This is a genomic window from Pontibacter aydingkolensis (assembly GCF_019443125.1).
Taxonomy (GTDB): domain Bacteria; phylum Bacteroidota; class Bacteroidia; order Cytophagales; family Hymenobacteraceae; genus Pontibacter; species Pontibacter aydingkolensis.
This window is the reverse complement of the sequence record NZ_JAHYXK010000004.1, coordinates 33,899-53,129: the sequence shown is the minus strand read 5'-3', so window position 1 is coordinate 53,129 and position 19,231 is coordinate 33,899. Positions and strand designations below refer to the sequence as shown.

Annotated in this window: 18 protein-coding genes and 1 pseudogene; 7 read left to right on the top strand and 12 right to left on the bottom strand. The window is 44.8% G+C overall.

What is annotated here, in order from left to right:
* The first annotated feature begins 160 nt into the window (after positions 1 to 160).
* The 4 genes from K0O23_RS06445 (at position 161) to K0O23_RS06430 (ending at position 4,534) form a co-directional block, all read left to right on the top strand.
* Positions 161 to 1,492 (top strand): glycoside hydrolase family 2 TIM barrel-domain containing protein, encoded by a 1,332-nt coding sequence (locus K0O23_RS06445; protein WP_219876585.1) that lies wholly within the window; start codon positions 161 to 163, stop codon positions 1,490 to 1,492.
* A 236-nt stretch (positions 1,493 to 1,728) separates the two neighbouring features.
* Positions 1,729 to 2,484 carry a nucleotidyltransferase gene (locus tag K0O23_RS06440; RefSeq protein WP_219876584.1) on the top strand — a complete coding sequence of 252 codons (756 nt, stop codon included), beginning with the start codon at positions 1,729 to 1,731 and terminating at the stop codon, positions 2,482 to 2,484.
* A gap of 3 nt (positions 2,485 to 2,487) precedes the next feature.
* Entirely contained in the window at positions 2,488 to 3,237 is a 750-nt protein-coding gene (locus tag K0O23_RS06435; protein ID WP_219876583.1) for a metallophosphoesterase family protein, read from the top strand.
* 226 nt (positions 3,238 to 3,463) lie between these two features.
* Positions 3,464 to 4,534: a fatty acid desaturase family protein gene (locus K0O23_RS06430; protein WP_219876582.1), complete on the top strand. Its 1,071-nt coding sequence runs from the start codon at positions 3,464 to 3,466 to the stop codon at positions 4,532 to 4,534.
* A 63-nt stretch (positions 4,535 to 4,597) separates the two neighbouring features.
* Here K0O23_RS06430 and K0O23_RS06425 read toward each other — a convergent pair whose 3' ends face one another.
* The 8 genes from K0O23_RS06425 to K0O23_RS06390 all read right to left on the bottom strand — a co-directional run bounded on the left by K0O23_RS06425 (position 4,598) and on the right by K0O23_RS06390 (position 14,176).
* A complete protein-coding gene (locus tag K0O23_RS06425) occupies positions 4,598 to 5,080 on the bottom strand; it encodes a DUF4126 family protein (protein ID WP_246596963.1) in 483 nt (160 codons plus the stop codon).
* Positions 5,081 to 5,351: 271 nt separating this feature from the next.
* Complete coding sequence (locus K0O23_RS06420) at positions 5,352 to 5,615, bottom strand: acyl carrier protein (RefSeq protein ID WP_219876581.1); 264 nt, start codon at positions 5,613 to 5,615, stop codon at positions 5,352 to 5,354.
* A 92-nt stretch (positions 5,616 to 5,707) separates the two neighbouring features.
* The gene (locus K0O23_RS06415) at positions 5,708 to 8,887 is read right to left on the bottom strand and encodes an efflux RND transporter permease subunit (RefSeq protein ID WP_219876580.1); all 3,180 of its coding nucleotides are present in this window, start codon (positions 8,885 to 8,887) and stop codon (positions 5,708 to 5,710) included.
* A 197-nt stretch (positions 8,888 to 9,084) separates the two neighbouring features.
* Positions 9,085 to 10,140: an efflux RND transporter periplasmic adaptor subunit gene (locus K0O23_RS06410; protein ID WP_219876579.1), complete on the bottom strand. Its 1,056-nt coding sequence runs from the start codon at positions 10,138 to 10,140 to the stop codon at positions 9,085 to 9,087.
* Between the two features lie 20 nt (positions 10,141 to 10,160).
* The gene (locus K0O23_RS06405) at positions 10,161 to 11,522 is read right to left on the bottom strand and encodes a TolC family protein (RefSeq protein WP_317195656.1); all 1,362 of its coding nucleotides are present in this window, start codon (positions 11,520 to 11,522) and stop codon (positions 10,161 to 10,163) included.
* Positions 11,523 to 11,598: 76 nt separating this feature from the next.
* Complete coding sequence (locus K0O23_RS06400; protein WP_219876578.1) at positions 11,599 to 12,060, bottom strand: GbsR/MarR family transcriptional regulator; 462 nt, start codon at positions 12,058 to 12,060, stop codon at positions 11,599 to 11,601.
* 199 nt (positions 12,061 to 12,259) lie between these two features.
* Entirely contained in the window at positions 12,260 to 12,706 is a 447-nt protein-coding gene (locus tag K0O23_RS06395; RefSeq protein ID WP_219876577.1) for a hypothetical protein, read from the bottom strand.
* 426 nt (positions 12,707 to 13,132) lie between these two features.
* Entirely contained in the window at positions 13,133 to 14,176 is a 1,044-nt protein-coding gene (locus K0O23_RS06390; RefSeq protein WP_246596962.1) for an SDR family oxidoreductase, read from the bottom strand.
* Positions 14,177 to 14,332: 156 nt separating this feature from the next.
* On the opposite strand from K0O23_RS06390, the gene K0O23_RS06385 reads away from it, so the two are divergent.
* Positions 14,333 to 14,806: a vitamin K epoxide reductase family protein gene (locus K0O23_RS06385; RefSeq protein WP_219876576.1), complete on the top strand. Its 474-nt coding sequence runs from the start codon at positions 14,333 to 14,335 to the stop codon at positions 14,804 to 14,806.
* Between the two features lie 145 nt (positions 14,807 to 14,951).
* On the opposite strand, the pseudogene K0O23_RS06380 reads toward K0O23_RS06385, so the two are convergent.
* Positions 14,952 to 15,845 (bottom strand): annotated as a pseudogene (locus tag K0O23_RS06380) (dienelactone hydrolase family protein).
* 464 nt (positions 15,846 to 16,309) lie between these two features.
* Here K0O23_RS06380 and K0O23_RS06375 point away from each other — a divergent pair.
* A complete protein-coding gene (locus K0O23_RS06375) occupies positions 16,310 to 16,492 on the top strand; it encodes a hypothetical protein (RefSeq protein ID WP_219876575.1) in 183 nt (60 codons plus the stop codon).
* A 241-nt stretch (positions 16,493 to 16,733) separates the two neighbouring features.
* On the opposite strand, the gene K0O23_RS06370 is transcribed toward K0O23_RS06375, so the two are convergent.
* Genes K0O23_RS06370 through K0O23_RS06360 form a run of 3 tightly spaced genes read right to left on the bottom strand, consistent with a single transcriptional unit; the run spans position 16,734 to position 18,224 of the window.
* Positions 16,734 to 17,597: a DUF6671 family protein gene (locus K0O23_RS06370; RefSeq protein ID WP_246596961.1), complete on the bottom strand. Its 864-nt coding sequence runs from the start codon at positions 17,595 to 17,597 to the stop codon at positions 16,734 to 16,736.
* Positions 17,536 to 17,856 (bottom strand): hypothetical protein, encoded by a 321-nt coding sequence (locus K0O23_RS06365; protein WP_219876574.1) that lies wholly within the window; start codon positions 17,854 to 17,856, stop codon positions 17,536 to 17,538. Before K0O23_RS06365 ends, K0O23_RS06370 begins: the two co-directional genes overlap by 62 nt.
* An 11-nt stretch (positions 17,857 to 17,867) precedes the next feature.
* On the bottom strand, positions 17,868 to 18,224 hold the full coding sequence (locus K0O23_RS06360) for a hypothetical protein (protein ID WP_219876573.1): 357 nt from the start codon (positions 18,222 to 18,224) through the stop codon (positions 17,868 to 17,870).
* Positions 18,225 to 18,287: 63 nt separating this feature from the next.
* Here K0O23_RS06360 and K0O23_RS06355 point away from each other — a divergent pair, with 63 nt between their 5' ends.
* Positions 18,288 to 19,211 (top strand): LysR family transcriptional regulator, encoded by a 924-nt coding sequence (locus K0O23_RS06355; protein ID WP_219876572.1) that lies wholly within the window; start codon positions 18,288 to 18,290, stop codon positions 19,209 to 19,211.
* The last annotated feature ends 20 nt before the right edge of the window (positions 19,212 to 19,231 follow it).

Genomic DNA, 19,231 nt, shown 5'->3' with positions numbered 1-19,231 from the left:
TTCATCGCAGACTCTGCGCGGGCCTATCATCACATTGCCTCATCTTGAGCCGTGAACATATGCACCCTATCCACGTAACTATACTTACCATGCTTTTAAAGGTTGAAGTTTACCATATATTTTAACTTTAATCTTTTTATAATGATATATTGTCGCCCTTATGTTTAATTATAAGCGTTCATTTTTGCTGGTAACTCTATCAGTAGTCATCTCTTTCTTTGTATTCTGGGTGGGGTGCTCGTCTAAGTCGGCTAGGCAGGAGAAGTATAAAGTCCAAAACCGCAAGGTAGAAGTGGTAAAAGAAAAAGACGGCAAATTTATACTCTACCGAAATGGAAAGCCATACTATATAAAAGGAGCAGGCGGATACCATTACTACGACAGGCTGGCCGCGTACGGAGGCAACTCAGTGCGGGTATGGCATACTGATGATGCCCAGCGAATACTCGATGAGGCCCACAGAAACGGACTAACGGTAACACTGGGCCTGTGGATGGCACGTGAGAGGGAAGGATTTAATTATTACGATAAGGAACTTGTTAAGCTACAGCGTGAAGAGCTCAAGAAAGTGGTGCTTAAGTATAAAGACCACCCGGCGCTGCTGATGTGGGGAGTAGGCAACGAACTTTATGCAGAGGGGTCTAATGTAAAAGTATGGGATGCCGTTAATGGGATTGCCGAAATGATACACGAAGTAGACCCTGACCATCCTACCACCACCACCGTGATGAACGTGCCGGTAAAGGTAGTGAACCTGATAAATGAACGCTGCCCTGCCCTTGATATTCTGTCTGTCAACTCGTTTGCAGGGCTATATTCCTTACGCGACGAATTGGCGAAAACAGACTGGAAGGGGCCATACATTGTTTCGGAGTTCGGAGCACGGGGTTACTGGGAGTCATACTATACCTGGTGGATGGCGCCTATAGAACAAACCAGCTCTGAAAAAGCAGAACTTACAAGAAGATTTTATAAAGAAGTTATCTCGAAAGACACTATGCAGTGCCTTGGCTCTTATGTGTTTTTATGGGGCGATAAGCAGGAAACCACTCCAACATGGTTTAGTATGATTAACAGCAATGGGGAAGAAACGGAAATGGTGCGGGTAATGCAGGAACTGTGGACTGGTGATGAACCCAAAAACAAAGCGCCATACATTGCATATCTTAAACTGAACGACCAGTTTGCATTTGACCAGATTTACCTGCACCCCGGACAAAAATACGAGGGCGTAGCCTATACTTTCGACCCCGACCAGGATTCTGTTAGTTTGCATTGGGAGGTATTGCCGGAAGTAAAAAGCGAAGACGGAAACACCGGAAATGAAAAAACACCAGCACCGATTCCGGGGCTGGTGTCTGGCTTCGATGATAATAAACTTACTCTGAAAACACCTAAACGCGAGGGAGCCTACCGGTTGTATTTATATGTGCGCGATGGTAACAGTAACCTTGCTACAGCCAACATTCCTTTTTATGTCCGAAACGATTGATAGTCGCAGCTCATACTTGCTTATGTTCAATTTAGGTTATTTGGATTGTATAAATTAAAAATTGCTTTTAATCAACTAAATGCTGCTTATCTAAAGTATAAACACAACCAACTGCCGCCAAGACAAGTAAATGCTTCTATTTAAGAGAGACGGAGAAGATGTGGAAAAATACAATATTCTAAATATTTATTTTGAACAATTTACCCCTCTGATTTCACAAACTGAAAACAAGCAGAATGGCAAAAGTAATAGAGTTACAAGGAGGGTTGCACCAGCAGAAGGCGCATGATTTTTACCGTGAGGCGCTAAGTATACTTGCTGAGAGCAAAATTGAATTTTTAGTAGGAGGAGGGTTTGCACTACGCCTTTACACCGATATCATGCGCGACACAAAAGACCTGGACATTTTTTGCAGGTCCGGCGACTGCCCCCGAATATTAAAGGTTTTTAAAGAGCATGGCTACGAAACAGAACTGACAGATGCACGCTGGCTGGCCAAGGCAAAAAGCGGCGAGCATTTCATGGATATCATCTTTAACAACCCCGGCAACCACTGCGCCGTGGACGATACCTGGTTCGAGAAATCTGTTAAAAGTGAACTGCTGGATATAAAGGTGCGTGTAATACCTGCGGAAACCCTTATCTGGTCTAAGCTGTATGTGCAGAACAGAGAGCGATACGATGGGGCAGACATTAACCACATTATGTTACGCTACGGCACTAAAATAGACTGGAAATGGCTATGGACCCACATGGAAACACATTGGCAGCTATTACTTGCTCAGTTTATGTCATTCCAGTTCGTATATCCATCCGAAAGAGATCTGATTCCAAAGTGGCTTTTTGATGAGCTGCTCATCAGGGCGCAGGAACAGTATGACATGCCACTGCCAGTAGAAAAAATATGCCGTGGGCCACTGATAGACCAAACCCAGTATGCAACCGATATCACCGATTGGGAATATAAGGTTGTAACCATCAGATCTGTGTAAAACATGACAACAAAGAAAAGCAAAAACACCAAAGTAAGAATTGCAGCCGTAGGCGACATTCATGTGCGGGAAAACGATACAGGTAAGTGGGAAGAGTATTTCAGAGAAGTATCCGAAAAAGCCGATGTGCTGCTGTTGTGCGGCGACCTGACCGACACAGGCAGGGTTGCAGAAGCCGAGGTACTGGCGCATGAGTTAAAGGCTTGTTCCATACCAGTGGTAGCCGTTATGGGTAACCACGATTATGAGCGCGACCACCAAAAGGGTATTCGTAAAACGCTGATAAGAGAAAATGTGCATGTGCTGGACGGGGACTGTATTGTGATTGATGGCGTTGGCTTTGCAGGTGTAAAAGGATTTGGAGGAGGCTTTGACAAGGGCATGCTGGGGATGTTCGGAGAACCGATGATCAAGAGTTTTGTGCAGGAGGCAGTAGACGAAGCCCTTAAACTGGACGGTGCGCTGGCAAGGCTGGATAGTGAAAACGAGAACATCAAAAAAGTAGTGTTGCTACATTATGCACCAATAAAGGCCACAGTTGTTGGAGAACCCGAGCAGATATTTCCTTTCCTTGGTTCATCAAGGCTTGCCGAGCCGCTGAATCGCCGTGACGTAATTGCTGCTTTTCACGGTCATGCACATATTGGTACACTCAAAGGGGAGACCTCTAAAGGCGTTAAAGTTTTTAACGTATCAAAACCTATACTTTTAAAAGAGGGATACGAGCAGCCGTACTTTATACTTGAAGTATAGATTTACCGTTTAATTATGAAGCAGGGCCGGGTTTTATGCATTGGTCTGTTTTGTTTTATTCAAATGCAATTAAAGTATAGAAAGTCGTGTTGGTAGTCAGGAGGTTAGTCTGTAACATATCGATCCTTTGCCGCCACTGATATATTCTCCCGAAAATTAATTTACCTTTACACCCTTTTGGGTCGGAAAACTTTTATCCAGCCTGAATTTAACTAAAATGATATTTATGGCTGCGCCAAAATTCCAGTCTCAGAAAGACTCTTTTCATGCCGAGTTAAAGCGAAGAATACAGGATTACTTTCAGGAGGAAGGTATCGCTACAACAGGCAACTATAAACTTTACACTAAAGCTATACTCCTTACTCTAGGGCTGTTGCTGATATACACGCATGTAGTTTTCTTTACCCCCGAAAGTGCCTGGCTGGCATTGCTGGAGTGTATGATGCTGGGCATGATCACGGCTGGTATTGGCTTTAATGTAGTTCATGATGGCTCTCACGGTAGTTTTAGTAAAGTGAAAAAGCTGAACGAAATGGCCGGTTTGTTTTTGAACCTGCTGGGGGCAAACGAATTTATGTGGAACACCAAGCATAATGTGATTCACCATGCTTATACTAATATTGATGGCGTGGACGATGACTTGGACGCTGGCCCGCTGTTAAGGCTTTGCGAGACCCAAAAGCTTCGTAAGATCCACCGTTTCCAGCATTTTTACTTCTGGGCAGCTTATTCCATGCTATTTTTCTATTGGGCATTTTTCTCCGATTACCAGAAATACTTTACTAAAAAAGTGGGAAATATGCCGCTGAAGAAAATGAAGCCATCAGACCATATTAGTTTCTGGGCTTTTAAAGCAGTGCATATAATCTTCTTCGCGGTGTTGCCTATCTATACAGTGGGTTTCTTCCCGTGGCTACTAGGTTTCTTTGCCTATGGCCTGGTAGTTGGCTTTGTAATGAGTATTGTATTCCAACTTGCACACACAGTCCGCGAAACACACTTTCCGGTAGCAGAGGTTACCACAAATAAAATGGAAGATGAGTGGGCCATACATCAGCTTAAAACAACTGCCAACTTTGCTACCAACAACAAACTGGTTACGTGGTTTTCAGGCGGACTAAACTTCCAGGTAGAGCATCATCTTTTTCCTAAGATATCACATGTGCATTACCCTGCTTTAAGTAAGATTGTTGCGCAGGCTTGTATGGATTTCAACATACCTTACCACAACATACCTAAAATGCGCATGGCTGTTGTATCGCATGTGTCGCACTTAAAGCAGCTATCAAGACCATAGTATAAGTTTATACTTTAAGGCTTAACAAAATAGGCGCAGCATTTATTTGCTGCGCCTATTTTGTTAAGCCTTTGTAATGGCCAGGCCACTGCCGAACATAAGTGCGTCTTCTATGGCGCCGCTCAGGGAGTCGGGGAGGTGGGTATACTTTTTAATGGCTTTACGGAGGTAAAAGCTGGCAAATGTTCCTGCAATGGCAGCTGCCGCACCAAGTATGGCTCCTTTTGTCAAGCTGTCTTTATTAGCGGTAAAGATGGTAGCTCCCACAACCGCCCCTGATAAAGCCCTTACTGCCAGCGAAGGTGGGCTAATCCTGTCCGGCACATCTGGTATTTTATCGCCCAATAATTCTGTAGCAGCCAATACCTTTAAGCCTGTAGCCACAGTGTCTGACTGTAGAAAGTGAAGCGGGCTGTTGGCTAATCCCATAGAGGGAATCCTGCTCAGTTCATCACTTAGTAATGCTGGCGCTGACATGGCTCTCATGCCTGCCACAGCTCCCATTCCCACGGTTTTCCAAACGTAATTATCTTGATCGTATAGCATAAAGTTTGTTTTAGTTTTTGAAGTATACGTAAGCCATGACCACAGATTAAGGGGGTTTGATTGATTTATGCTATTATTTTTGATGTCGGCTCCTGAATAGCTGTCACAGTATTTCATAGAGTAAGTATTTTGTAGGAACAGGTCGCGACCTGTCCGCAGAAAGGCCTCAGCTATGTAATTTATACTTTGCGGAGGCGGTTGAGCTTAAAGCATGGGAGTAAAACAAAAAGGAGACCTCGTTGAAGTCTCCTTTCCGCTGTAATGTATAAACCTAACTGGCCTTATTATAGAGTTTATAATTGTAGATAAAATCAACGAAATCATCTACAGAATAAACCGGCACGTCATCTGGTATGGTAAGCTCATACTTCTTTTCCAGTCTGAGAATTATTTCTACCACATCCAGAATATCGAAGCCAAGTTCGGTCAGGTCGTTGATAGCTACTAACCGTTGAGGTTTTATATTTTTTAAAGTGCTGATAACTTTCACTACTTCCTGGCGAATAGCAGGCGCAGTAAATTGTAAGGTACTCATAACATTGAAATTAAAATTTAGAGTGCATCTAAGTTCAGGGTCATACACCATTTTCAAAACAAAATATGACCCTGAAGCATCAGAAAAGTATGTTAATACACGAGTTCATGCGCCATTTTCTTCTCTTCCAGAACCTTTGTTTCGTGCTCCAGTTCTTCCAATGACTTATCTTCCAGCTCAATTACAGTCTTTTTATCCAAACCGAATTTTGCCAGTATCCTGTCGAAGCCATAATAAATAATAGGAACCACAATCAACGTCAGGAACATAGATGAGCTCAAACCACCGATCAAAGCCCAGGCCAGACCATTTTTAGTGGCAGCTACCGAACCACCTGCCAAGGCAATCGGCAACATACCAATCACCATTGCCAGCGTTGTCATCAGTATCGGGCGGAAACGGATGCGTACTGCCTCTATCAGGGCTTCCTTCACTTCCACGCCTTCGTCTTTCAGCTTATTTGTAAAGTCTACCACCATAATCGCGTTCTTCGCAACCAGACCGATCATCATAATAATACCAAGTATAGAGAAAATGCTCAGCGACTGCGAAGCCAGAGCAAGTGCCAGTAAGGCACCGATTATCGCCAACGGAATAGAGAAGAGAACCACAAGCGGGTACACGTAAGAGTCGTATAGCGCCACCATGATCAGGTACACGAAGATGATAGAGGCAAGTAGGGCAATACCCAGCGTACCGAAACCTTCGCTCTGGTTTTTAAGGTTACCGCCCATTTCTACACTCACGCCGGCAGGCATTTCTATTTCAGCCATTTTAGCCTGTATATCGGCACCTACCGAACCGGATGGACGGCCAATAACCTGTGAGTTCACGTTAACGGAAGTTACGCGGTTAAAGCGTTCCAACTGCGACGGGCCCGTAGATTGTTTCACGTTAGCGAACTGTGCCAGGCGAACTATCTGCCCTTTGTTGTTCACAAAAGACAGATTTCCGATATCGTCTACGCTGCGGCGGTCAAATGCATCTAACCTGATGTTGATATCATAATCCTCAGTGCCAGAACGGAATGTAACATCAGAGTTGCCGCTAAAGGCCAGCTGCATACTTGCACCCACACTCTCCAGCGACAGGCCAACGTTTGCCATCTTGTCGCGGTCTACAACTACTTCAATTTCCGGGTTACCGCCTTCTACTGAGGTCTCCATGTCAGCAGTACCCTGCACGTTTTCTGTAATTGCCATCACCTGCTGCGAGAAAGCCATCACACTATCCAGGTTTGAGCCGGAAATGATGATCTGTATCGGAGCCTGGGAAGTACCCACAAGGCCAACCGGAACAGGCGTTACTTCCACGTCAGGTATCCTGCTTTCGATGTCGGCTTTGGCCTGACGGCTGAACTGCTCGGTGCTGAAAGTACGTTCCTTCACATCTATCAACGAAACTGCTACCTCGGCTTTATAAGCGGTATTCTGGCCGGCCTGTGCCGAAGAAGTAGTACCTACGGTTGTGAACACTTTCTTTACCTCTGGTATGGTTTCGAGGTATTGCTCTACTTTTCGCGCGGCAAAGTTGGTCTGTTCTACGGTGGCGTTTTTAGGTAACTCCAGCTGTAAACTCACTTCACCGCGATCACCGGCAGGTATAAACTCGGAACCGATAAAGCCAAACGGCACCAGCATGAACGAGGCGATCAGCAGCAGGAATGTTACGCCCAGCGTGATAAACTTATGGTTAAAAGCCCACTTCAGCGCAGCTGTAAAGCCATCGATGATTCTATCAAGGAAACGCTCAAAAGCAAGTATAAACCTACCGGAAATGTTCTTATCCGAGATATGCTCCAGTCTTGAGAAACGGCTGGCTAGCAATGGTATCAGTGTAAAAGCTACAAATAGTGAAATCATGGTTGATACGGCTACCACCACTGCAAACTGACGCAGGATATCCGATACCAGACCCGTGGAAAGGGCTATAGGTATAAACACTACCACAATTACCAGTGTTATGGACGTTACCGTCGCCATGATCTCACGGATACCGTCGTAAGCAGCCTGGGCAGGCTTTTTGCCCATTTCCATGTGGCGGTGAATGTTCTCAATTACCACAATGGCATCGTCTACCAGAATACCCACAACCAATGAAAGCGCTAGCAGCGACATCAGGTTAAGCGAGTACCCTAACAAATACATGGCAATAAAAGTAGCCACCAGCGAGGCCGGAATAGAGATCATCACAATAACCGCGTTACGCAATGAGTGCAGGAACAGCAACATCACAATGGCAACAAGTATAACTGCAATCACCAGGTCGTGCATTACCGAGTCGGCAGCCTCCAGGGTAAAGTCAGAAGAGTCGTTGGCGATGTTGAATTTCAGACCTTCGGCTTCATAAGTCTTCTCTAATTGGGTCAAAGCCTCCTTAGTAAGGCGGCTTACTTCCACGGCGTTTGCATCAGACTGTTTCTGAATTGTTATACCCACCGAAGGGTTTCCGTTGATACGGTTCATCACCTCAATGTCCTTCTGCGTGTCCTGTACTTCAGCCACGTCCGAAAGGCGAACAATACCTTTGTCGTCCTGGCGGATGATAAGGTTGTTTAACTGGTCCAGCGACTGATATTTACCGGCAAGTCTTATCTGCGTTTGTCCGCTTTCCTGTTTTATTTTGCCGGTAGGGAAGTCGAGGTTAGAGTTTCGGATTTTCTGCTGTACCTGAAGTATAGACAGGTTGTATGCTTCCAGCTTGTTTGCATCAATATTTACTTTGATCTCACGCTCCTGGCTACCCAGCACTTTTATAGCCGCCATACCCTGTATGCGCGAAAGCTCCGGCTTGATTTTCTTGTCGATCAGGTCGTAGAATTCTGTACCCGACATGTTGGCCGTTGCACCCATTTTGATTATAGGCAGGTCGTCGAGGTCGAACTTATTCAGGGTTGGCGCATCGGCATTTTCCGGTAGCCTTGCCAGAATGGTGTTAATCTTGCGCTGTGCTTCCTGCAAACTCAGGTCCACGTCTGTTCCCTGGTTCAGGTTGATCACGATCATGGAAAAGCTCTCCAAAGAGGTACTCTTCATCTCCTTCACGTTCTCCAGTGAGGCAAGCGCATCTTCAATCTCTTTTGTTACGGAGTTCTCTACCTCGTTTGGCGATGCACCCGGGTACACCGTAGTTATCGTTAATACCGGCGGGTTGAATTTCGGTAACAGTTCGTAGTTAAGCGATTGGTAGCTGACAATTCCAAGCAGCGTGAGGACGGTAAAAACCACCACCACAAGGGTTGAGCGCTGTATCGATAATTTGGTTATGTTCATTTCTAAATGTTCTTAAGAAAGAATGATCTATAGCGCGAGCGTCTTCGCTCGTGTTTATTATAGTGCGGCCTCTGGCCGCTTTAAGCTCTTCTTATGCTGCTTCTGATTTGCAAATCCGAAAGAGCTTAGCAACTTCACCGGGCCAGAGGCCCTAACTATAGTTCGTCACGAGCGAAGACGCTCGCGCCATAGTTTGCTTACTTCAGCACAGACACTTTAATGCCTTCGCGCAGGTTTATCTGGCCACTTCTAACGATCTGATCGCCTGGCTGCACGCCATCCAGTATCTCTACCTTATCTTGAGTAACCACACCTACTTTTACTTTGCGCTGTGTGGCAACACCATCTTTCACCACATACACCGCAGGGTTCTGTATGCTGCCCACTATAGCTTCGCGCGGTAACAGCATGGCATCGCGTTGGTCGTTTACTTCAAAGTAAGCAGTGCCGTACATGCCAGCTCTCAGGTTATTATTGGCGGCGTTCTTTACTTCCACCTCTACATCAAACTTCAGGGTAGGGTCGGCTTGCGCGGCAATAGCGGTAACTACACCTTCATATTCCTGGCCTGCGCCGGCATTAGCTTTCACGGTTACTTTATCGCCTCTATTTATCAGCAGCACTTCGCTTTCCGAGGCTTTTACTTTCAGCTTTAGCTTATCCACGTTTACGATGTCGTACAGCTTAGTACCCATGTTCAGGTAAGAGCCAACTTCGATGTATATCTCGTTTATCTCGCCGCTGATAGGGGCCGTAATGCGGGTTTTGGATAAGCGTTGGCGGGCAGCTATCAACTGCGCCTGGGTAGACTTAGCGGCTAAACGGGCGTCTTCCAGTTGCCTTTGGGTGATGGCCTCGCCGGCTGCCAGGTTCTCGAATCGTTCCAGGTCGCGCTTTGCTTTCTCGGCGTTTGTCTGAGCAGTTGCCAGGTCTGCGGCCATGGTGTTGCTTTCTACCTGGGCCAGCAGTTCGCCTGCTTTTACTTTATCGCCTTTGCGCTTTAGTACAGTCTTTACCTGGCCCATCGTTTCCGATAAAAGAGGCAGGCTTTGGATAGGGGCAAAGTTGCCCTGCGCAGTAAAGGACTTATCCAGCTTTTCATTTTTCACTTCTGTTACCGCTACCGGAATGGCATCGCTTTTAATTTCGGCTACGGCAGCATTAGCGGCCATCTGTTCTTTATTGCTCATTAGCTTAAAGCCCACGGCAGCCAGAATAACAAGCACAACTACGATATAAATTACCTTCTTCATATTAGTATTTGGTGTATGTCTTATTTTGTAAGTGATTCTAATTCTCCTCTTGCTTTCAGATAGTTAAGTTGCGCTATCTGGTACTTCAGCTTTTCGTTGTTCAGGTTGGTCATGGCCTCGCGCAGGGCGGTTTCTGCATTCAACAGATCGCTTAGCGGCGCCAGGGCTTCCTTGTACAGCTGGTTTGTTGTATCGTACACTTCCCGGGCCAGCTCCACATTCCTTTCCTGGGCTGCAATGGTGCCCTGGCTGTTGCTTAGTTGGCTTACCGCATTGTAGAGCTCCACCTGTGTGTTTTTATTGTATTGCTGTATATCCACATCCAGCTTGCGCATCTCTATTTCGCGCTGCTGCACCTGGGCTTTTTTGCGCAGGCCATCAAACACAGGTATGTTTAGCTGCAGGCCTACCTGTGAGTTTGGGAACCACATGGCATCCGGGTTTCCGATCATCTTGCCATCATACTGCGACTGGTAGTTGTAATTGCCAAAGGCAGCCAGCGAAGGGTAATATCCAGCCCTGATGTTTTCTATTTCAAGAGTTTTAAGCTCTTTCTGCTTGTTAAGGATCTTGAATTGTGCCCGCTCTGTTGAGGCGACATCAGCATTGGCCAAACCAGTTTGAGTTGTACTTAGTTGTTCGTCAGCAGAGCCGGCAAGCGTAATTGGTTGCTCCAGTGGCATGCCCATAAAGAATTTGAGTACATTCTGCTGTTGCTCATAAGCTGTCTGTAGTGTCTGTTTCTGGTTTTCAAGGTTAATCTTATTAACCTTGATCCGGTTTACATCCACCTTTTTTACCAAGTCGTTTTTGTATTGCAGTGTCAGGATCTTCTCCAGTTGCTCCAGCTTGGTAAGGTTGGCATTGATGCTTTCGAACTGCTCCCGGGTTTGCAAAATCTGGAAGTAAGCGCTGCCTACATTATAGATCACATCCTCAACGGCCATTTCCTTGCGGATGCGGTACAGGTCTTCGGCACTTTTAACTGCTTTAAGCCCTACAAAGTATGACTTGTTAAACAGTAGTTGCGAGACAGAAATACCAGCCTGCATCGTGTTATCGGTTCCCATCGGTCTGATAAGCGGACCTGTGCCCTCCGGGTTGAAGTCTGCCGGTAAAGCGATCATCGATTTTTCCAGGGTTCTAACCGCTGTGCCTTTAATATCTACCTGAGGCAAACCTGCGCTGCGGGCTTCGTTTACCTGGTACTTAGAGCCCAGTTCATCATACGATGCTTTCTTGATCGACTCGTTGTGCTCCAGCGCATAGTTTATACTTTGCTGTAGCGTAAGTTCTTTGGCACTGCCTGTATCCTGCTTCTGTGCAATGGCAGGGGACAGCAAGAGTGCCATCATGCCAACAAGTATACTTTTTCTAATCACGGTATATTTTTAGTTTATATAAGTGTAATGAATACTATTTAGTTCTGAATTTAAAGAACCAATAAAATAAATTTTTTTACTTCCGGCTTTCTTCCCACTTTTTAAGCAGACTAGGTAGCTCCTGCTGCAGGTACTCTAAAAAATCTATGAATTCTTCGAGACAGGAGTTAAACTCAGTAGATTTGTCTGACCTGGTTTCCATTACTTCCTGCAACAGTGTTTTAAAGCTAATAATGTTGTTAAAACGCTGAGCAAGCGCATCGCGCCAGTTAGAAGTTTTCAACTTGAAGTAACGTTTTCTGTCTCCGGCAAATGTTATGTACTCTACAGGTCCGGTTTCTATTAGTAGGTTAAGCGCGGTGCTGGTGGCACTTTTGCTGATGTTAAGCAACTCCCTGATCTCATCGAATGTAAGCTCCGGCCTGTCTGAAACAAACATTAAACCCATGATACGACCTGCAGCTGGTTGCATGCCCAGTTTCTCATAGAAAATGCCGATCTTCTCAATTAAGGCTTTCTTTTGCTCTGATAAAATCATGGTCTGTTTACTAAGTTCTTTTGTTAGAACAATGCAAAAGTATAATTTAGTTCTGTTAGTTCAAAATTTACAGAACTAAATTTCATCTTTTTAATTTACCTTCAAATATAGGGTTTAATTAATAAGTATAAAATGCACGTATAACTGCTGTGGGCAGGAAGGAGGGAGGTAAATGAAATAAAGTATTGTATTTACTAAATCAGTCTAACTTTACTGGAGTGCTTTGCTCGGGCAGCCTGTAGTGGAGCAGGTTGGGTAATATCCAGGCCTTGGCTTCTTCAGTTGAATCGAAAAACTCTATCCCTACATTTCTGCCATAAATACGGTAGGCCTTTTCGCGCAGTGAGTTGCCCGGCGCGTTTGAGATAGTATTCTGAGGACGGATAATAGCTATATGTTTTAATCTACTCTGCGTTAGCACAAGGGCAAGTACCTCTGTTGTCCACTTCTGATCCTCTATGCTAAGGTTGTTCAAGTGCATGCTTTCATGTATCCAAAGCCTGATGTCCTGGTCATGAATAACCTGCGCCAGGTGCTGCAAACCTTCCCTGTAAAGGTCGCTCTCAACTGGCATAGCCCATTTACTATACAATAGCTTTTTAGAGGCGTCAACCCCATACTTGATGTAATCCAGCATTTTATTCATAAAGGCACCTTCAGATAAAGAAATAGGAAGTCAATAGAACTTCAATAACAAACTGCGAACCAATTGTTTAGCAAAAGTATAAAAATATTTTTCCTGGCATACTATATAGTATGAACTTACTATAAAATGACCATTCTGCTCATTCTTTTAATACTTTCAAACAGAAGCTTAAAGCGTATATTTTACGAACTTATTGTTAGAGGAGTACTGGCACCTTTTTTAAATTCCAAGGTTTGGAATTTATTTGGGAAAATTTCCAAAGTATGGCATAGTGGTCACCTAAACGCTGCTGGTAAAGTATAAACACGTAATTAAAGTATAAGTTAACATAAATTAAAAAGCTCTACCCGCCTCAGCTAATAAGCCCCGCCAAATTATCAGTAAACAGATAAGTGGCGAGGCTATTTGTCATACTTTTATTTATACTTAGTCTTCTTCGGACATCAACTTTTGAGCTGCGATGCTTCCGAGCAGAATTCCTCCCAAGCCAAGTAAACCAGTTAAAAGCTTAAACTTATTTTTGCTTACCCAGAGCTCAGGGCTAAAGTCTGTTGCTTCGGCATCAAAGTCGCCGTGCGCGCCGTGGTCGCCGGGGATGGGTTCCCAGAGGTTGTGTTTACGGTTAGGGTCTTCGGGAATGTTTGTTTGCTGGCCTTCAAACGCAGTTTTTGCCAGTACATAGTCGCCAAGTTCCGGGGCAATTTTATCGCCTACTATGGCTTGTACGGTTGGATAGCCCACGTAAATTTCACGGCGGTTGTGGTGTGCCGCAAAAAGTATGGCATCTGCGGCTACCTCGGGTTGGTAAATTTTGCCCATTGGCTTGGGCTTGTTTGGCAGGCGTGTTTTCACAAAACCGAACTGAGTCGTGTTCATGGCAGGTAGCTGCACCATGGTTACGCGCACATTACTCTTGTCGTGCATCAGCTCGGATCGCAGTGAATCAAAAAAGCCCTGTATGGCATGTTTAGAACCGCAATACGCCGACTGCAGCGGTATGCCACGGTAAGCCAGCGCAGAACCAACCAGTATAATAGAGCCTTTATCACGGGGCAGCATGCGCTTAAGTGCAGACAAGGTGCCGTACACCTGGCCCAGGTACGTAACTTCGGTTACCCGCTTATACTCTTCCGCCTTCATTTCCTTTATCGGGCTGAACACGCTGTTCATGGCATTGTTTACCCATACATCTATCTCGCCAAGCTCTTCTTCTATCTTAGCGGCAGCGTCTTCCACAGCCTGGGCATCTGCAACGTCAACCTGCACGTACATGGCTTTTCTGCCCAGTTGCAGTACTTCTTTTTTGGCGCCCTCCAGGCCGTCTATGCCCCGTGCAAGTAGCCCCACATCATAACCATCCTCAGCAAATTTGCGGGCACATGCCCTGCCCAACCCTGCCGATGCTCCTGTTATTACCACTACGCCTTTTCTGGTGTTTTCATTGTTATCCATCGTGTTGCTTTTATTCATGATCAATATGTAAACATTTGTTACGCCAGCGCTTAACTGTATGTTCCTTAAAAGCGGATAAGCACCCACAGGGTTATACTTATAGCAAGTATAGGATGCATTTAAAACGCCTGGCCACGTACTGGCGTAGACTTAAAACCAATAACACCAAAAGCTATGAAAAAAGAAACCACAGTAATAGACAAGATACGCAACGACAAAAGTATAGCTACAGAAAGCCGCCGAGATATTGCAGCTTTAGCGGCGCTTGGCTTACTTGATTTTAGCCTGATATCGCTATTCCAGATGGGGAAGATAAAGCAATTGCCAGACCTGCCGGGTAAAATATTTGATACCCATAAAGTAAATACATCAAAAGAAGCCATGCTGCTGGGTATGCCTGACGGTGTTATAAGCCTGGGAGGGTATGCTGCCACTATTTTTCTGGCAATGGCCGCTACCCGTTACAAAAAGCAGTCGCGTGTGCTGGATTTGGCTTTGGCGGGTGTTGTACTGGGCCAGGCTGTTGGGGCTACCTATTACCTTAAAAGTATGGCTTCCGAGCAAAAGAGGGCCTGTATTTACTGCCTGGCAGGTGCCGTACTAAATTTTGCATCACTAAAGCCACTGAGCAGGCTGTTTCGCAAATGAATCTAACGTATCAAAGTATAACTATGGGAGTGTTGGCATGCAGCAGGTCAGGATATCATAAAGTATAACAGATAATAGGATACTAAACAAGAGAGCCTGCACTAAAGAAATTCTGTGCAGGCTCTTAAAGTATAAGTTTTGATACTTATTTCAGTTTCTCATTAAAAAAGTTGATGGTACGTGTCCAGGCAAGTTCTGCGGCGGCTTTGTCGTAGCGGGGTGTGGTGTCGTTATGAAAGCCGTGATTTGCCTGCGCATACATGTAAGCTGTGTATTCTTTGCCATGCTCTTTTAAAGCGGCTTCGTAGGCTGGCCAGCCCTCGTTAACGCGTGTATCCAGTTCGGCGTAGTGCAGGAGCAGTGGGGCCTTTATCTTAGGAACGTCTTCCAGCGGAGGCTGTCCGCCATAGAATGGGACAGAGGCCGCCAGATCTGGTATCCGTACTGCCATCATGTTCGAGATCCAACCGCCAAAACAGAAGCCTACTACGCCCACCTTGCCATTGCAGCGTTTATGGTCTTTAAGGTTAATCGTAGGCCGCTATAAAATCATCCAGCATTTCGTTTCTGTCGCGTTTGCTTTGCATGGCACGGCCTTCATCGTCGTTACCCAGATAGCCGCCCAACGGTGTTAAGGCATCCGGCGCTATCGATACAAAACCTGCCAGGGCGGCCCTTCTGGCCACGTCTTCTATGTATGGGTTTAGTCCCCGGTTCTCATGCACAACTACAATGCCTCCAAGTCTCTTTTTAGCATCGGCAGGCATGGCATGGTGAGCAATGCTTTAATCTCTCCACCACCTTTCGGAGACTGGTATGTTATGTATTCGGATTTAATGCGCGGATCATCAGACTTAATCTGGACGGCACCCTTGTAATCGGGCATAAGAAAACTCATGAGCGAGGCTACCGTAAGGCCGCCCACGGCATAAATGGACAGCTTTTGAATGAACTCACGCCTGGTTACACGGTTGTGCGCGTAGTCATCGTAAAGGTCAAACACTTCCTGCTTGATGTCTTCTTTTTTGATCTCGTCCAAGGGAGTATGTTTATGTATTTACTAAGGTTTAGGGTTAGAGCTACCGCCACCACCGTACAGATAATAAGTAATAAGATAAAGCAAACTCTTAGATATCTACTCACAGTTCTCTGCTCTTGCTTCCATATTTATGTGAGTATGTAGGTAAACCTGAAGAAAGTTTTACCGGATTTGGCCACAAGGCGGCGCAGTTGGCTTATGGGTTTGGTATGCGCCCAGTATGGGCATCTGATATCCAAGATACTATATTAATTCAGAGGCTGCAAGTCCCATAGCGGCGAGTTAGTGAAGCTTGTGAGCCCCGAAATAATCGGGGTCTTCGACAAGCGCAAGCTGGTTCGACGCGAGGCGTGCAGTGAAGAAAGCGATACTGCAAACACCTGAGCTTCGGGCTAACCTGGAGAAGGCCGGGGCTGTGCTTGGCTAAGCTGGAGTACTTCTACGGGATGAGAGTGTGCTTGGTCTTGACCGGAGAGGAACTGCCGGTGGAGGTGGAGTTTTTGCCTGGTGTAGCCCATGAGTCGCGCTTTCTCAAGTCCCTGCACCTGAATTTTGAGCTCGAGATTCGTTATTCTGACATCATTTTCACCAATTACCTGCTTGAGGACATGCACGAGCAGGAACAGATAGGCTGGAGAGTGAAGTGAAAATGTAATAGCAAAAGAACAAAGGAGCCTTATGAGGTTATTCAAAACGAGCACATGCGATTAGCTGCAGAAACAGAGTTCTCACAGCTAATCGCCTTGATGCCCGCCACCATGTATGCGGTCACTTTTCAGGTGTTACAGACAAAACTTCTGCCTTTAATCCTGGACTTTGGTCTCGTTAAATCCTGAATTTACATAACTAGCAATTTAGGTTACTTAAGCTCTTTACTGGCTTTGTAAATTATGGATTACACATATTGCAATACATAGGATCCTCAACAAATTTTTTATGCGGATATTTTTCTTCTTTAGAGAGGCCGCACTTCTGACATTTATAGATATAACTTAAAACAGACTGTGTAGGGAATCTACATCCTTCACAGGGTAAGCCTGGCCTAGCTTCTGTTATACTAAACCCTGGAGTACCGCAGGCAGAGCATTTGCAGTTTACTTTTTCTGCCAGCTTCAGGCCTGCTTTCCTTATTACCTCCATTCGGGTCGGGTTATACATGGCCCGCATATCGGTTTCAATATAGGCTGTCTTATACTTTTCCAACAACTGATAAAAGGTATCCTTTAGCTGTGTCCAGTCTGTAATCCCTTTAACTATATTAACATAGCAATTTTCTTGGCGCCGTAGTATAAGACCATGTGCTGGAAACTTAACACGTTTTGCAAAACTCACTAACTGTTCTTCCGTGCTAACTTCTTCGCCTCCAAAATTTGTTTCTGTACTTAGCTCCCTGACCAGTATCTCTAATTTATTCTTCTTGTCAATAAGGATAAGAATCTCCTCGTCAGCATGTAGGAAGAAATAGGTTGGATGCGGCCCAAAGGAACCTTCACTGGCAATTCCCAGATCGCAGTCATACAGCTCCATCGCTTTCAGGCATTTGGTCCGTACTGTTGTTACCGGGTCAGCTAACCGTTCTGTTTCTCCCGTAAAAGTGCCTAGTGTATCGGTATCAAAGCCTTCTGCTATTATACACTCAACGCCTAATGCCTCCTGCAAAACAGGGGCAAGTACTCTCTCTTTTTTATGCTTAGTTGCTATAAGCAACTTCCTGCCCTTGAACATGACTAACTTCGTAGGCCTTTCCCTCAATAGCCACATTAAGTATTGACTCAACCTCCACGTTATGGTTGCCTTCAATAGCCTCCTGAATCAGACTCACAATCTGTGCTCTTATCTCCAGAAGTTCTTTAATGCGCGCCTGTGAACCCACATCAGCTTTTTCAAAGTTAACCTGCGATTTCAGGTTCTTTATCTTATGAAAGCTAATTTTAATGTCAATTAATTTAAGAAGCACTTCTCTGGCTTCAGCCGGAGTATAATTACCAGAAATCAGATTTAAAATTTTCATGATGATATGGGTTAAATTTTTGAAATTGAGTATGCACGAAGAAGGTTTAGGCTAGCTACGATTAGCAGCGCTTTAAAGCACTCAATCATAATCACATCCTGATTCTTTACTCCTATAAAAAGGATGCAAATAACCAATACTATACCTATCACGCTTACATGCAGATATAGCTTTTTTAAAATTGATTTTAAAGGTTGGTTTTTTTCACTTGATGTAATTGCAGAATGAATTGATTGCTCCACCAGGTGCATTTCATTTTCAAGTGTCGGCACGCTTTTTTCAGCTGTAGTTGTTAGCATAAAATGTGTCTGGTTTAATTTAGTATGAACAGGCATTTTTAGATAATTACCTGCTTTTTGATGCTTCAAAATTCTGCAATTGTTTATATAAATAAAAATATATACTTTTAATGCGTATCATAAATAGTTTTTATGAATTATACTCTACACCAGCTTCTGGTATTTCTTAAGATCACACAGACGCAAAGTATAACCAAAGCAGCTGAAGAACTGCATTTAACGCAACCTGCTGTATCTATTCAGCTAAAGAATCTTCAGGATCAATTCGATATTCCACTGACAGAAGTAATTGGGCGCAAGATTTTTATTACAGACTTTGGTAAAGAAATAGCCGCAGCAGCCGAAAAAATTCTTAACGAGGTACACGCCATCAACTATAAAACTCTGGCTTATAAAGGGCAGTTGATTGGCCGCTTAAAAATCACGGTGGTGTCTACGGGTAAGTATGTCATGCCTTATTTCTTATCGGACTTCCTTAATCAACACCCTGGGGTAGAACTGGTGTTGGATGTTACGAATAAATCCATGGTAATCGAAAGTTTAAAACGAAACGAGGTAGACTTCTCGCTTGTATCTGTTTTACCTGAAAACATGCAGGTAGAAAGCATCGAACTAATGAAGAATAAACTATTCCTGGTAGGCAACAGGGAACACCAGTATAGTGGAGAACTCCATGACAACAGCATTCTGGAGGAAGTGCCTCTGATCTATCGTGAAGCCGGTTCAGGCACACGACAGATCATGGAGAACTTCATTAAGCAAAACAACATGCGGGTAATCAAGAAGATGGAGTTAACCTCCAATGAGGCAGTAAAACAGGCTGTAATTGCAGGGCTCGGTTACTCCATTATGCCCCTGATCGGCATCAAAAATGAATTAAGCAACGGGGACTTGCAAATTATACCGGTAAAAGGCTTTCCGATTCAATCTATATGGAATCTGATCTGGTTAAAGAACAAAAGTTTCTCTCCTGTCGCAACGGCCTACCTCAAGTACCTGCAGCAGGAGAAAAGCAAAACGATACAGGAATGGTTCGGTTGGTATGGTCAGTTTTAAGAGTCACGTTTGCTATGCTT